At 41.3% G+C, this 14,869-nt stretch carries 15 protein-coding genes; 14 read left to right on the top strand and 1 reads right to left on the bottom strand.

Annotated elements, in window-relative coordinates; translation table 11 throughout:
• Positions 1–152 precede the first annotated feature (152 nt).
• From dnaJ to deoC, 6 genes are all read left to right on the top strand, one after another.
• On the top strand, positions 153–1,280 hold the full coding sequence (dnaJ, locus tag ACCB35_RS15045; protein ID WP_044339599.1) for a molecular chaperone DnaJ: 1,128 nt from the start codon (positions 153–155) through the stop codon (positions 1,278–1,280).
• A gap of 24 nt (positions 1,281–1,304) precedes the next feature.
• A complete protein-coding gene (gene prmA / locus ACCB35_RS15040; protein ID WP_374054338.1) occupies positions 1,305–2,246 on the top strand; it encodes a 50S ribosomal protein L11 methyltransferase in 942 nt (313 codons plus the stop codon).
• A gap of 20 nt (positions 2,247–2,266) precedes the next feature.
• Positions 2,267–3,013, top strand: a complete 747-nt coding sequence (locus ACCB35_RS15035; protein ID WP_374054337.1) for a 16S rRNA (uracil(1498)-N(3))-methyltransferase — start codon at positions 2,267–2,269, stop codon at positions 3,011–3,013.
• Between the two features lie 5 nt (positions 3,014–3,018).
• The gene (mtaB, locus tag ACCB35_RS15030; protein WP_374054336.1) at positions 3,019–4,353 is read left to right on the top strand and encodes a tRNA (N(6)-L-threonylcarbamoyladenosine(37)-C(2))-methylthiotransferase MtaB; all 1,335 of its coding nucleotides are present in this window, start codon (positions 3,019–3,021) and stop codon (positions 4,351–4,353) included.
• 236 nt (positions 4,354–4,589) lie between these two features.
• Positions 4,590–6,254, top strand: a complete 1,665-nt coding sequence (locus ACCB35_RS15025) for an alpha-glucosidase (protein ID WP_374054335.1) — start codon at positions 4,590–4,592, stop codon at positions 6,252–6,254.
• A gap of 166 nt (positions 6,255–6,420) precedes the next feature.
• Complete coding sequence (deoC, locus tag ACCB35_RS15020; protein WP_044339604.1) at positions 6,421–7,092, top strand: deoxyribose-phosphate aldolase; 672 nt, start codon at positions 6,421–6,423, stop codon at positions 7,090–7,092.
• A 33-nt stretch (positions 7,093–7,125) separates the two neighbouring features.
• Here deoC and ACCB35_RS15015 read toward each other — a convergent pair whose 3' ends face one another.
• Positions 7,126–8,058, bottom strand: coding sequence for a Na/Pi symporter (locus ACCB35_RS15015; RefSeq protein WP_374054334.1), 933 nt, complete (start codon positions 8,056–8,058; stop codon positions 7,126–7,128).
• 335 nt (positions 8,059–8,393) lie between these two features.
• On the opposite strand from ACCB35_RS15015, the gene rpsU reads away from it, so the two are divergent.
• The 8 genes from rpsU (at position 8,394) to ACCB35_RS14975 (ending at position 14,697) form a co-directional block, all read left to right on the top strand.
• Positions 8,394–8,567 (top strand): 30S ribosomal protein S21, encoded by a 174-nt coding sequence (gene rpsU, locus ACCB35_RS15010; protein ID WP_032087602.1) that lies wholly within the window; start codon positions 8,394–8,396, stop codon positions 8,565–8,567.
• Between the two features lie 14 nt (positions 8,568–8,581).
• Positions 8,582–9,028 (top strand): GatB/YqeY domain-containing protein, encoded by a 447-nt coding sequence (locus ACCB35_RS15005; protein WP_044339606.1) that lies wholly within the window; start codon positions 8,582–8,584, stop codon positions 9,026–9,028.
• Positions 9,029–9,389: 361 nt separating this feature from the next.
• The gene (locus ACCB35_RS15000; protein ID WP_374057038.1) at positions 9,390–10,670 is read left to right on the top strand and encodes a nodulation protein NfeD; all 1,281 of its coding nucleotides are present in this window, start codon (positions 9,390–9,392) and stop codon (positions 10,668–10,670) included.
• Between the two features lie 27 nt (positions 10,671–10,697).
• Positions 10,698–11,699 carry a flotillin-like protein FloA gene (gene floA, locus ACCB35_RS14995; protein WP_044339689.1) on the top strand — a complete coding sequence of 334 codons (1,002 nt, stop codon included), beginning with the start codon at positions 10,698–10,700 and terminating at the stop codon, positions 11,697–11,699.
• A gap of 29 nt (positions 11,700–11,728) precedes the next feature.
• Positions 11,729–12,193: a hypothetical protein gene (locus ACCB35_RS14990; RefSeq protein ID WP_374054333.1), complete on the top strand. Its 465-nt coding sequence runs from the start codon at positions 11,729–11,731 to the stop codon at positions 12,191–12,193.
• Between the two features lie 57 nt (positions 12,194–12,250).
• A complete protein-coding gene (gene yqfC, locus ACCB35_RS14985) occupies positions 12,251–12,535 on the top strand; it encodes a sporulation protein YqfC (RefSeq protein WP_034757499.1) in 285 nt (94 codons plus the stop codon).
• An 11-nt stretch (positions 12,536–12,546) separates the two neighbouring features.
• Positions 12,547–13,734, top strand: a complete 1,188-nt coding sequence (gene yqfD / locus ACCB35_RS14980) for a sporulation protein YqfD (RefSeq protein WP_374054332.1) — start codon at positions 12,547–12,549, stop codon at positions 13,732–13,734.
• A gap of 3 nt (positions 13,735–13,737) precedes the next feature.
• Positions 13,738–14,697: a PhoH family protein gene (locus ACCB35_RS14975; protein WP_044339610.1), complete on the top strand. Its 960-nt coding sequence runs from the start codon at positions 13,738–13,740 to the stop codon at positions 14,695–14,697.
• The last annotated feature ends 172 nt before the right edge of the window (positions 14,698–14,869 follow it).

The raw sequence follows: 14,869 nt of genomic DNA, 5'->3' as shown, positions 1-14,869 counted from the left end.
CTTTGACTTTTTCTATGATTGAAGAGAGTGGAAGAAGATTCATTCATCTAACAGACACAATCAATTAGAAGGAATGTTGAGTTTTTATTGATAATAGTCGAAGCTCAATGTTAAAATAACCTTTATGCAAAGGATTCGGGAGTGGTGTTTTAATGAGTAAACGGGACTATTATGAGGTTCTTGGGGTCGGAAAAGATGCCTCAAAAGACGAAATGAAGAAAGCATACCGCAAGCTCTCCAAAAAATATCATCCTGATATTAATAAAGAAGCTGATGCGGATGAGAAATTCAAAGAAATATCGGAAGCTTATGAAGTATTAAGTGATGATCAGAAACGTGCACAATATGATCGTTTCGGTCATACGGACCCTAACCAAGGTTTTGGCGGTGGCGCAGACTTTGGCGGCGGTGGTTTCGGAGGTTTCGAAGACATCTTTAATACGTTCTTCGGTGGCGGCGGGGGCCGCAGAAGAGATCCGAATGCCCCTAGACAAGGTGCGGACCTTCAATATACGATGTCTCTGACGTTTGAAGAAGCGGTATTTGGAAAAGAAACAGAAATCGAGATTCCAAGAGAAGAAGAATGTGACACCTGCCATGGTTCAGGTGCGAAGCCGGGAACAAAAGTCAATACATGTTCTCACTGTAATGGATCGGGTCAACTAAATGTGGAACAGAATACACCGTTCGGCCGCATTGTTAACAGACGCGTTTGTCACTACTGTAACGGTACAGGTAAACAAATCAAGGAAAAATGTTCTACATGTGGCGGTGCGGGTAAAGTACAGAAGCGCCGTAAAATCTCTGTGAAAATCCCGGCTGGTATCGATGATGGTCAACAGCTGCGTGTTACTGGCCAAGGTGAACCAGGTATAAATGGAGGACCGGCGGGTGACTTGTACGTTGTCTTCCACGTGCGCTCACATGATTTCTTCGAACGTAACGGGGATGATATTTATTGCGAAATGCCTGTGACGTTTGCACAAGCGGCATTAGGTGATGAAATTGAAGTGCCGACCCTGCACGGAAAAGTAAAGCTGAAAGTGCCTGCAGGAACTCAAACTAGCACGAGATTCCGTTTGAAAGGTAAAGGAGTACCGAATGTCCGTGGATACGGTACAGGTGATCAGCATGTTCAGGTGAAAGTGGTTACCCCTTCTAAATTAACGGATAAGCAAAAGCAACTATTAAGAGAATTTGCTGATATCAGCGGACAAATTCCAGACGAACAGCATGAAAGCTTTTTTGATAAAGTGAAAAAAGCCTTTAAAGGCGAATAACTAAAGAGCGGAGTTGGTAGATCTATGAAATGGTCAGAAATCAGTATTCTTACTACGAATGAAGCGATTGAGCCGATTTCAAACATTCTTCATGAATCAGGAGCAAGCGGTGTTGTCATTGAAGACCCTGCTGAATTACTTAAGGAAAGAGAAGATATGTTTGGAGAGATCTACCAACTCAATCCTGATGATTACCCAACAGAAGGTGTGTTAGTGAAGGCGTATTTACCTGTAAATAGTTTTCTGGGGGAAACAGTTGATGAGATCAAGCAGGGTATTACAAACCTTGTTACCTATGATATCGACATTGGTGAAAACAAGGTGGAGATTTCTGAAGTAAATGAGGAAGAATGGGCCACGGCATGGAAGAAATACTATCATCCTGTGAAGATTTCTGATAAATTTACGATCGTCCCTACTTGGGAAGACTATACCCCGGTTCACAGCGACGAACTTATCATTGAACTGGATCCAGGCATGGCGTTCGGTACAGGAACTCATCCTACAACGGTCATGTGTATTCAGGCTCTTGAGCGGATCGTTAAAAAACACGATACGGTCATCGATGTAGGAACAGGTTCAGGTGTTTTATCCATTGCAGCCGCACAGTTAGCTGCAGACAATGTAAGAGCGTATGATCTTGATGAAGTGGCTGTTCGTTCAGCAAGACTGAACGTTAAGTTGAACAAAGTTCAACAAACTGTAACGGTTGAGGCGAATAATTTATTGAACGGCGTTACAGGGCAAGCGGATGTGATTGTAGCGAACATTTTGGCTGAAATCATTTTACGCTTTACAAAAGATGCCTTCGAACTTGTGAAACCGGGCGGATTTTTTATCACTTCCGGGATTATCCAGCCCAAGAAGCAAGAAGTACGTGACGCACTGGAGTCTGCCGGATTTATAATAGAAGAAATTATGGTTATGGAAGACTGGGTCGCTATTATTGCTAAGAAGCCTATGTAAAGGCAAGGAGCTGAAACTGTATGCAACGATATTTTATAGATGACATATATCGAGAAAATGATCCGATTACGATAACAGGGGACGACTATCATCATATCGTCCGTGTCATGAGAATGAAGGAAGAGGATGAAGTATTTGCTGTTTTCAAGGATCAAGCATCAGCGATTGCCCGTATTGAAACGATTTCCAGTGACGCAGTAGAACTATCAATAGTAAAATGGGAAACAACGACGAAAGAATTACCAATTAAAGTAACCATTGCGAGCGGACTGCCGAAAGGGGATAAATTGGAGTTGATTTTCCAAAAGGGAACAGAGCTTGGAGCCACTCAATTTATCCCTTTTAATGCGGATCGCTCCATTGTGAAGTGGGACGATAAGAAAGCAAGGAAAAAGGTAGAGCGATGGGAGAAGATTGTGAAGGAAGCGGCTGAACAGTCTCACAGACTCCTTGTTCCCGATGTATCTGCACCCATTTCATTAAAACAATTAATACAGGAACAGTTTGATTTCAAACTTATCGCATATGAAGAAGAAGCAAGAGCCGGAGAAAAAGGAAATCTTTCAAAGGTGTTATCCACGATTGAGAATGGACAAAGTGTCCTGGTCGTATTCGGTCCTGAAGGTGGATTAACGGAAAAAGAAGTAGATATGTGTAAGAGCGCGGGATTTATCTCCTGTGGTTTAGGTCCCAGAATCTTACGGACGGAGACTGCTCCATTGTATGTCCTATCAGCCATCAGCTATCAATTAGAACTTATGAGGTGATTGTAATGCCATCAGTAGCGTTTCACACTCTAGGGTGTAAAGTGAACCACTACGAAACAGAAGCCATTTGGCAACTATTCAAAGAAGAAGGATATGAACGTGTAGAATATGATTCCATCGCAGATGTATATGTCATTAACACATGCACGGTAACGAATACAGGGGATAAGAAAAGCAGACAGGTCATTCGTCGTGCCATCCGTAAGAACCCTGACGGTGTGATTTGTGTAACAGGGTGCTACGCTCAAACATCCCCTGCTGAAATCATGGCGATACCGGGCGTTGATGTCGTAGTGGGTACCCAAGACCGAAGAAAAATGTTAACGTACATTGAAGAATATAAAAAAGAACGCCAACCGATCAATGGTGTCACAAACATTATGAAGAACCGTGTCTACGAAGAGCTGGATGTTCCGGCATTTACGGACCGTACCCGTGCCTCTCTTAAAATCCAGGAAGGCTGCAATAACTTCTGTACATTCTGCATTATTCCATGGGCACGTGGACTTATGAGATCCCGTGATCCTGAAGAAGTGATTCATCAAGCTCAACAGCTTGTGGATGCAGGTTATAAAGAGATTGTCCTTACAGGAATTCACACTGGAGGATACGGAGAGGATATGAAAGACTACAATCTTGCCATGCTTCTAAAAGACCTGGAGAAAAAAGTAAAAGGTCTGAAAAGAATCCGCATTTCTTCTATTGAAGCCAGTCAATTAACAGATGAAGTCATTGAAGTGATCGATCAATCAAATATTGTTGTAAGACACTTACACATTCCTCTTCAATCCGGATCTAATACGGTCCTTAAGAGAATGCGCAGAAAATATACGATGGAATTCTTTGCAGAGCGCTTGGAAAAGCTTAAGAAGGCTTTACCAGGACTTGCCGTTACATCTGATGTCATTGTCGGCTTTCCTGGTGAAACGGAAGGAGAATTTATGGAAACATATAATTTCATCAATGAACATAAATTCTCAGAGCTTCATGTTTTCCCATATTCTAAGAGAACAGGCACCCCGGCAGCAAGGATGGACGACCAGATCGATGAAGACATCAAGAACGAACGTGTTCATCGTTTGATTGAACTTTCGAACCAACTAGCGAAAGAATACGCTTCTCAGTTTGAACATGAAGTATTAGAAGTTATCCCTGAAGAAATATACCAAGATGATCTCTATGTTGGATACACGGATAATTACTTGAAAGTGGTTTTCCCTGCAACGGAAGACATGGTAGGGAAGCTTGTGAAAGTAAAAATCACAAAAGCAGGTTATCCTTTAAACGAAGGTCAATTTGTACGTGTCCTTGAAGAAACAGACGAAAAGGCCGTAATTTAACGATCAAGGCACCTGACAATAGTTGGGTGCTTTTTTGTTTTTGCACAATAATACTTTGTAACCACTTTCTTTTTTTTGCTTAGAATCAATTTATCTATTGATAAGTGAAGAAGAAGGTTGTAAACTATTAATGTCAATATAATAAATGAAATAGTTCTTTTTTTTAAACTCATAGTGCAAACGATTGCATTAAATGTAAGCGTTTGTATCTTACTATACTTTGATGAGGTGTTACGATGAAAAAGGCATGGCGTAAAGAAGCGGTAGGCTATCAAATCTATCCTAGAAGTTTTCAGGATTCAAACGGAGACGGAATTGGCGACTTACAGGGCGTGATTCAACGGTTGGATTATATTAAAGAATTAGGTATCGATGTGATTTGGATATGTCCAATGTACAAATCACCAAACGATGATAATGGATATGATATTTCAGATTATCAGGATATCATGGAAGATTTCGGTACGATGGAAGACTTCGATCAACTCCTTAATGAGGTTCATAAGAGAGAGATGAAGTTGATCATCGACCTTGTGCTTAACCATACTAGTGACGAACACCCTTGGTTTATTGAGTCTAAAAGCTCGAAAGACAATCCAAAGCGAGATTGGTATATTTGGAGAGATGGGGTAAAAGGCAAGGAGCCGAATAACTGGGAGAGCATCTTTGGAGGGTCGGCATGGGAGTATGACGAAGAGACAGATCAATATTTCCTTCACGTATTCTCTACAAAGCAGCCTGATTTGAACTGGGAAAATGAAGAGGTGCGCGATGCTCTTTATGATACTGTCAACTGGTGGCTTGATAAAGGGATCGATGGCTTTAGAATCGATGCCATCAGCCATATTAAAAAACGTCCAGGCCTTCCTGATATGCCAAATCCGAAAAAGGAAAAATACGTTTCTTCTTTCGATATGCATATGAACCAAAAAGGGATTCATACGTTTCTTCAAGAATTCAAAGATCGCACCTATGGAAATTATGATGTCATGTCTGTTGGAGAAGCGAACGGCGTGAAGGCTGATGAAGCAGAATTATGGGTTGGTAAAGAAAACGGTAAAATGGATATGATCTTCCAATTCGAGCATCTTGGTTTATGGGACGCTGAAACAAATCCTGACTTAGACATCGTCGAATTGAAAAAGGTGCTCTCGCGTTGGCAAAAAGGACTTGAAGGCAACGGCTGGAATGCACTATTCATAGAAAATCATGATAAACCCCGCGTTGTGTCCACTTGGGGGGACGACAAAGAATACTGGAAAGAAAGTGCCACAGCTATGGCAACCATGTATTTCTTAATGCAGGGAACACCGTTTATTTACCAGGGACAAGAAATTGGCATGACGAATGTTCAATTTCCTTCCATAGAAGATTATGATGATGTAGCGGTTAAGAATTTATATCGTCTTAAGCGTGAAGAAGGCGTAGCGCATAAAGATATAATGGAAATCATCTGGGCATCATCCCGTGACAACAGCAGAACGCCAATGCAATGGTCAGACGAAGAAAATAGTGGATTTACAAACGGAACACCTTGGATGAAAGTGAATCCAAACTATAAAACAATCAATGTAAAAGCTCAGGAGAAGGATGAAAAATCCATTCTGAACTTCTACAAAAAGATGATCCAATTAAAGAAAAATGAAAATGTCTTCACGTACGGAAGCTATGATCTGCTACTTGAAAAAGACAAGCAAATTTATGCGTATACCCGCACAGGTGAAGTTCAATCCATGATCGTGATCACAAACCTTTCCACAAAGAACGCCGTTTGTGACCTTGATGAGTTAAAAGTCTCTTCATCTGATCTTTTACTGAATAACTATGATGTAGACAGCCATGAAAATGTAAGCAAGTTAACTCTTAAGCCATACGAAGCAAGAGTGTACCGTTTAAAATAATGAGGATTGCAACCCTGGTCATTGAATACCGGGGTTGTTTTTATTTTATTATGATAAATGAAAAGGTTTTCTTTTTTTGGAGATGCTATTAAGAAATACTCGTCTTTTTCTCTTTGTTTTGATATGATAGGAGAGGTACGGACAACTGTTAAAGGAGAGATAATGAATGACTACGAACATTGCAAGTATGATCGATCATACTTTACTTAAACCTGAATCAACGAAAGACCAAGTGGAAGTACTTTGCCAGGAAGCGAAAGAATTCAAGTTTGCTTCTGTATGCGTTAACCCGACATGGGTTCAATATTCAAGCGAATTATTAAGCGGCACTGAAGTAAAAGTGTGTACGGTTATCGGTTTCCCACTGGGAGCTTCCACCCCTGAAACGAAAGCATTCGAAACAAAAGATGCAATCGAAAAGGGTGCAACAGAGGTTGATATGGTCATCAATATCGGCGCACTAAAAAGTGGCGACCATGAACTGGTGAAGCGCGATATCGAAGCTGTTGTGGCAGCATCTAAAGGTAAAGCACTTTCAAAAGTAATCATTGAAACGTGCCTGCTTACGGACGAAGAAAAAGTGAAAGCCTGCCAATTGGCTGTAGAAGCTGGAGCGGATTATGTAAAAACATCAACAGGGTTCTCTACTGGAGGGGCGACTGTGGAAGATATCGCTCTTATGAGAAAAACGGTTGGGCCTGAAATCGGTGTGAAAGCTTCAGGCGGCGTACGCTCTGCTGAAGATGCACAAGCGATGATTGAAGCAGGGGCTACTCGTCTTGGAGCAAGCTCAGGCGTGAAAATCGTACAAGGTTTAACAAGTGACTCTGACTATTAATAAAAAAAGCTGAACGAGGTTCTCATACCTCGTTCAGCTTTTTTTTGGAGGGTGAATTTTTTCAATAAAACGGGCAAATTGATCAGCAAATGGCAGGACAAGGATCGAGCATAAAATGTTAAATACGACACTGGCATGGGCCAATTGTAAATCGGGTGAGCCAGCTAAAGATTGAACCACGGTTCCGAGTAATGGGATGAGGGGAATAAAGAGGGCGACTCCAATAACGTTAAGCCATATGTGAGCATAAGCCGTCAGCTTCGCTTGGATACCTCCGCCAATGCTTGCGATATAGGCGGTAATGCAAGTCCCGACATTTGCTCCGAGCATAATGGCAATTCCTGCATGAAGATCAATGGATCCTGCAGCCAGAAACCCCATAGTCACCCCTGTCACAACGGTACTGGATTGAATGATCGCCGTTAATACACAACCAATTAAGAGAGCCAAGACAACATGTTCGTTCACTTCTGTGATATACGTGCGCAAGGATTCATGAGTAGTTAACGGTGTTGCCAGCCACTGAATCGCACGGATCGAAGTAAAGATCAATCCAAACCCGATACATATCATTCCCGTACTCCGGATGGAAGGTGAGGGGAAAAAATACAGGATGCATCCTATGATCATGGAAGGGACGATAAGATAATTCATATCCAGTGTGAACATTTCAAGGGTAAATGTGGTTCCAATATTGGATCCGAGCATAATTCCAATGGTCTGTCTGAACGGTATCAAGCCAGAGGAGGCAAGTCCCACAGTGAGGACCATAACGGCAGAACTGCTATGAATAAAGGCTGTCACAACCGTTCCTGTAAGAACACCCTTAGTGGGGGTGCTTGTTAAAAAGTGAAGCCATTTTTTAATTTTCTGATTCGCAATATTAAAAAGCCCTGACCGCAGCCAAGTCATCCCAAGCAAAAAACATAAAATAAAAAAAATAAACGCTATCCCATGTAAAATCATTTCATTCCTCCTACAAACCAGCCTGCTTTATACAAATGTATGGAAGAAATGAGTGAGACATGCCTAATTAATAAGAGTGTTTTATGATAAATTGTTGACCTATTACATATCATATATTATAATGGCAAAGTACATGGATTTCTTTATAACGATAAAGAATTCATCCAAGAAAGACATACACTTTCTGTCCCCTTGTTACAATGTTGCAAGGGCAAAGCCATAACCTATTGGTGAAGTAAAGGACGCCAGAAAACTCTGCGTCTTAAGAAATTGGTACAAACCGTTTCTTGACTTTAACATGTAAGTGTAGTGTGTTCGGAGGGAGGGAAAGAGAGATGTCAAAAACAGTTGTTCGTAAAAACGAATCGCTTGAAGATGCTCTTCGTCGCTTCAAACGCTCAGTTTCTAAAACAGGAACTTTACAAGAGTTTAGAAAGCGCGAATTTTATGAAAAGCCAAGCGTAAAACGCAAAAAGAAATCAGAAGCTGCAAGAAAGCGTAAGTTCTAAGAGAGGGTGTAAGTATGAGTCTTCTCAATCGTTTAAATGATGATATGAAACAAGCGATGAAAAATAAAGAAAAAGAGAAGCTTTCTGTTATTCGTATGCTTAAAGCTTCACTTCAAAATGAAGCGATTAAACATGGGAATCAGGAACTCTCTGAAGACGAAGAGTTGACTGTCCTTTCTCGAGAAGTGAAGCAACGGAAAGACTCCCTCCAGGAATTTCAAAACGCTGGTCGCGAAGACCTCGTTGAAAAAATTCAAACAGAACTGACTTACGTCGAAATATATATGCCGAAGCAGCTTTCAGAAGAAGAAGTCTCTGCTATTGTTCAAGAAACAGTAACTGAGGTAGGTGCTACTTCTAAAGCCGATATGGGCAAAGTGATGGGAGCAATCATGCCTAAATTAAAAGGGAAAGCCGATGGAGCTCTCGTCAACAAACTTGTTCTTCAACATCTATCATAAGATTAGAAAAACCGGGAAGCCTTGGTGCTTTCCGGTTTTTTTATCCGCTTTATATGGATATTCATAAGAGCGATAAGAGTTGAAAATAAGTCTTCGGAAGTTGTTAATAAAATGATTAAAGTCGATAATAAAAGAATCAAATTCGATAGTAAATAGTCTAAAATCAATCATATCTAAGGTCAACCCATCAAATACCCGACTTTTTCTGTTTTTTACTATATTAATAAATTCCAGCACAACTACATAATAATTTTAATAAAGTTGAAACTATTTTAGTAGCTCATCCGTACATAGAGTATCAAGGAATATTACCTGAAACGAGGGGGTTGCGTTGAAAAGAGGTCTACTTATATTTTTCATGATGATTCTCGGGTTTAGTTTTTTACAGCCCTTGTTAAGCGCTGCTGAGAATACAAAAAAAGTATACGTTATACCTATTCACAAAGAAGTTGAGAAAGGCCTTCAAGTATTTCTGGAGAGGGCGATAAGTGATGCAGAAGAAAATAATGCTGAACTTATTATATTTGATATTGATACACCAGGAGGTCTGGTAACGGCAGCTGGTGATATTGGTCAGCTCCTTGATGGTGTGGAGACAAAGACGGTTGCCTTTGTGAATAATCATGCTTTATCGGCAGGTGCCTTCATCTCCCTTCATGCTGATGAGATCTATATGGTTCCGAACGCTCAGATGGGTTCTGCTGCAGTGATTGATCAGGCGGGGAATGCAGCAGATAAGAAAGCTCAGAGTTACTGGCTTTCTGCCATGAAGAGTGCCGCCGAATCAAATGGGAGAGACCCTCGATATGCTTTGGCCATGGCCGATGAAACGGTAGTAATCGAAGAATTGGGGATTGAAAAAGGGGAGCTACTGACTCTCGGTTCAAAAGAAGCCAAGCAAGTCGGCTACTCAGAAGGGACCGTTGCAAATCTGGATGAATTATATGAAACTCTTGGTGTCGATAAGTCTTCGATTGTAACTATCGAAGAGACTTTTGCGGAGAAGCTGGCACGATTTATTACAAATCCGGTCGTTGTACCAATCCTTCTTTCGTTGGCGAGCCTTGGGTTGATAGTTGAACTGTATTCACCAGGCTTTGGAATTGCCGGTTCGATCGGATTGATTTCGCTTCTGTTATTCTTTTATGGACATTTAGTGGCGGGACTTGCCGGTTACGAAACCATCATCCTCTTTATCATTGGAATCGCCCTAATCGTTGCGGAGTTTTTCCTTCCGGGGGGCATTGCAGGCGGACTTGGCATCGGAGCAATTCTCGCAAGTATTATGCTGGCAGGGGGCGATGTAGTGCAAATGGGGATATCTCTTCTAATCGCTATACTTGTTGCCGTTGCGACAATGATTATCTTTGTAAAGGTGTTTGGTAAAAGAATGAAATTTTTTAACAAAATCATTTTAAAAGATTCAACTAGCACAGAAAGTGGATATGTATCAAACATCAATCGATTAGAGCTGATCGGTAAAGAAGGTGTAACCAAAACGCCTTTAAGACCATCTGGAACCGTAATCGTAGATGATGAAAGAATCGATGCTGTGACAGAAGGCGGCTTTATCAAAGCAGGCGAAAGAGTTAAGATAGTGAAGGTAGAAGGTTCAAGGATTGTTGTAAGGGACATTTCATAATACTTTAGGAGGTAATAAAATATGGTTATAGGACCAAGTACGATTTTACTGCTCGTTGCGATTGTGGTGGGCATTATCGTTTTAGCTGTTTTATTTACATTTGTACCAGTCATGCTGTGGATTTCAGCGATTGCAGCGGGAGTGAGAATCAGTATTTTCACACTAGTGGGGATGAGATTGAGACGTGTTATCCCGAGTCGTGTGATCAATCCATTGATTAAAGCCCATAAAGCAGGAATTACGGTAACGATCAATCAGTTGGAGAGTCACTATTTAGCTGGTGGTAATGTAGACAGAGTGGTCAATGCACTGATTGCGGCTCATCGAGCGAATATTGAACTAACCTTTGAGCGTTGTGCGGCTATTGACCTTGCAGGTCGTGACGTACTTGAAGCAGTTCAAATGAGTGTTAACCCTAAAGTGATTGAAACGCCATTTATTGCCGGTGTGGCAATGGATGGAATTGAAGTGAAAGCCAAAGCGCGCATCACGGTTCGCGCAAACATTGACCGCCTTGTCGGGGGTGCCGGGGAAGAGACGATCGTTGCCCGTGTAGGGGAAGGGATTGTATCGACAATCGGTTCATCCGACAATCACAAGAAAGTATTGGAAAATCCGGATCTGATTTCTCAAACTGTCCTTTCAAAAGGCCTGGATGCAGGTACGGCATTTGAAATTCTCTCGATTGATATCGCGGACGTTGATATCGGCAAGAATATCGGGGCAGAACTGCAAACAGAACAAGCGGAAGCTGATAAGAACATTGCACAAGCGAAAGCAGAAGAAAGAAGAGCAATGGCCGTTGCCAATGAGCAGGAAATGAAAGCAAGAGTAGAAGAAATGAGAGCAAAGGTTGTGGAAGCTGAAGCAGAAGTACCACTTGCCATGGCTGAAGCACTAAGATCAGGTAATATCGGTGTGATGGACTATATGAATTTAAAGAATATCGACGCTGATACGGAAATGAGAGACTCGATCGGGAAACTAACCGGGGATAAAAATGATCCGAAAAATTCTAAAGATAAGTAATTTCCCCTTGTGAGAAAGGAGTTTTCTCCATGGAACCTATAATCATTGCCATACTGATCGGACTCATCACCTCGATCTTTAATAAAGTGAAAGAGTCACCTTCAAATAAACCAGTAAGGCAAAAGCCGATTCAGACGGCGTCTCCCCCTCCTTCTGAACCTCAAGAAAGAGGGAGGGAAAGGGAGAGGGAGAGACATGCACGCAGCAGAGTGCCAAGAGAATACAAAGAACCATTGAAAGACGCAGCCTCTTCCATTCAAACCCGGTTTGAAGAAAAGAAGAAGGAAGCAGAATCAACGTATGTAGACTTACAAAAGAAAGAAGCGCGTTATTCCCGCAGACTGGAAGCTCATCAAACAAGAGCCAAGAAGATACGGGAGAAAGGTACGCCTCTCAACATTGATTTCAACAATGGAGATGATATCGTAAAAGGATTTATTTTCTCGGAGGTATTTGGACCTCCGAGATCAAAAAAACGGCATCATCAAAAATAAAAGTGATGAAACCCCTTTTCATTTCATAAATATGAGATGAAAGGGGGTTCTTTTTTTATGGCGAAAAGCTTTTTACAACAAATGCGTAAGTGGATGACACAGAAAATGGATTTACCTGAAGATGTCATGATGGACCTTCCTCGCGTCACAATGATTGGACAAATTCATATCTATATAGAAAACCATCGCGGTCTGTTGACGTTCACGGATCGAGAGGTGCGGCTTCTGCTTAAACAAGGTCAACTTTTAATAAAAGGTGAGCAATTTGTCATCAAGATGATTCTTCCTGAAGAAATTCTTCTTCAGGGGAAGATCGTAGAAGTGATCTATTTAGAACAATAGGAGGGACCGATTTGAAGAACCAGTGGTTTACCTTTTTGAAAGGAAAGGTATTTGTGAAAATGGAAGGAAGGTTGGTTGAGAGGGTCATTAATCAATTGCTCCGGGCGGGTATCACCATTTGGAATGTGAGAAGAGCCGGTACGGAGACCATCACATTTTACTTATCCTTAGAAGATGTACATAACTTCCGAAGAGCGGTTAGGACATCAGAGTGTAAAGTGACATTTCTAAGAGGTCAAGGAATTCCATTTCTGATTAAGCGCTCCCTGAAGAACTCAGGGTTCATGATTGGTGGACTTGCTTTCTTCATTATCGTGTTCCTGCTTTCCAATATGGTGTGGGACATCCAAATCAAGGGGGCGTCACCCCAAACGGAGCACAGTATAAGAAAAGAGCTGGAAGAAATGGGAGTATCGAAAGGGAAACTTCAATTCTCACTCCCGGATGTAGAAAATATTCAAAGAGAGCTATCCTACAGGATGAACAATATTACATGGGTAGGGGTGGAACTGCAAGGGACAACCTTTCACTTTCAAGTGGTTGAGAAGAATGCCCCTGAACCATCTCAATCGTCTGGTCTTCAGCATATTGTAGCCAAGAAGAAAGCAATCATCACTCAAATGTTTGTAGAAGAAGGAGATCCCCAGGTGAACGTCAATGACTATGTAAACAAAGGTCAGCTTCTCGTATCGGGTTTGATCGGAAATGAAAAAGATCCTAAAGGGGTTTCGGCCAAGGCGAAAATCATGGGGGAAACATGGTATAAATCTAGTGTGGATCTACCATTGAAATCCCGATTTGTGGTTTTTAGCGGTAATGAAAAAAGAAAACATTATGTGGGAGTCGGTTCTTTCAATATTCCGATTTGGGGATTTGGAAAGGTTGAGTACAAAGAGTCCATCGAGGAAGAGAACAAAAAGAACCTCCGTTTTCTTAAATGGGAGCTGCCTATATATTATATTGATAAAAGCTTTAAAGAGAAAGAAGATGTAGAGAGAACGTATACAAAATCAGAAGCCATTGATGCGGCGAAGAAGCTTGCCAAAAGTAATTTGGAATCCATCCTCCCTGAGGATGCGGAAGTCACAGATGAAAAAATTTTGCAAGAAAAGGTTGAGAATGGTAAAGTTAGGGTAACAATTCACTTCAAAGTATTAGAAAACATTGCAGTAGGACAACCAATTATTCAAGGAGACTAACGAATGTCAGATGAAATCTTAATGAAATTACAACTTGAAAACCCAAACGAAGCCATCGCTTTGTTCGGTGTTTCAGATTCTCACCTTAAATTAATAGAACAGGAATTACACGTTTCCATTGTAACAAGAGGCGAAGAATTGCTGGTTTCAGGTAAAGAAGAAGATGTAAGTCTCGCTCTTGATGTTTCAGATCGACTTGTAGCTGTGATACGTAAAGGGATCAATATTGGCCAAAGAGATGTTCACTATGCACTGGAAATGGGCAAACAAGGCACACTCGAATACTTTACGGATTTGTACAATGAAGAAATTACGAAAAATGCAAAAGGTAAATCCATCAGGGTGAAAACCCTGGGGCAGCGCCAATACATCCAGGCTATCAAGAAACACGATATGGTGTTTGGGATTGGTCCGGCCGGGACGGGGAAAACCTATCTGGCTGTTGTGATGGCAGTACATGCGTTAAAAAACGGACAGGTGAAAAAAATCATCCTTACACGCCCTGCTGTTGAAGCAGGAGAGAGCCTGGGCTTCCTTCCAGGTGACTTAAAGGAAAAGGTAGATCCTTATCTGCGTCCCCTATATGACGCCCTGCATGATGTACTGGGTGCCGAGCATACAGCTCGATTGATTGAAAGGGGCACCATTGAAATCGCTCCTCTGGCTTATATGAGAGGTCGTACCCTGGATGATGCGTTTGTCATACTGGATGAGGCACAAAACACAACGAAAGCACAAATGAAAATGTTTTTAACCAGACTTGGCTTTGATTCGAAAATGATCATCACCGGAGATCGCTCTCAAGTGGATTTACCGAGAGGAAGCGAGTCAGGATTAATTTCTTCTGAAAGAATATTAAAAGATGTAAAAGGAGTATCGTTTATTTATCTTGATCAAGCGGATGTGGTTCGTCATCCATTGGTCGCTAAAATAATCGATGCGTATGAAACAATAGAAAAGTAATGCGGTAAAGAGATTGATCCAGTGTGTCACTCTGTAACAGCGGTGACACATGCAGGGATCAATCTTTTTTTATAGGGTTTAACATAGATAATTAAGTAAAAAACTGTTATCATTTTACATAATTGCTGGATTATTTTTCACTCGTGCTTTTTTGTAAGCTCTTTACCTTGAA

Source organism: Rossellomorea sp. FM04394 (assembly GCF_041889765.1).
GTDB lineage: Bacteria > Bacillota > Bacilli > Bacillales > Bacillaceae_B > Rossellomorea > Rossellomorea aquimaris_B.
This window is presented reverse-complemented; position numbering and strand designations above follow the sequence as displayed.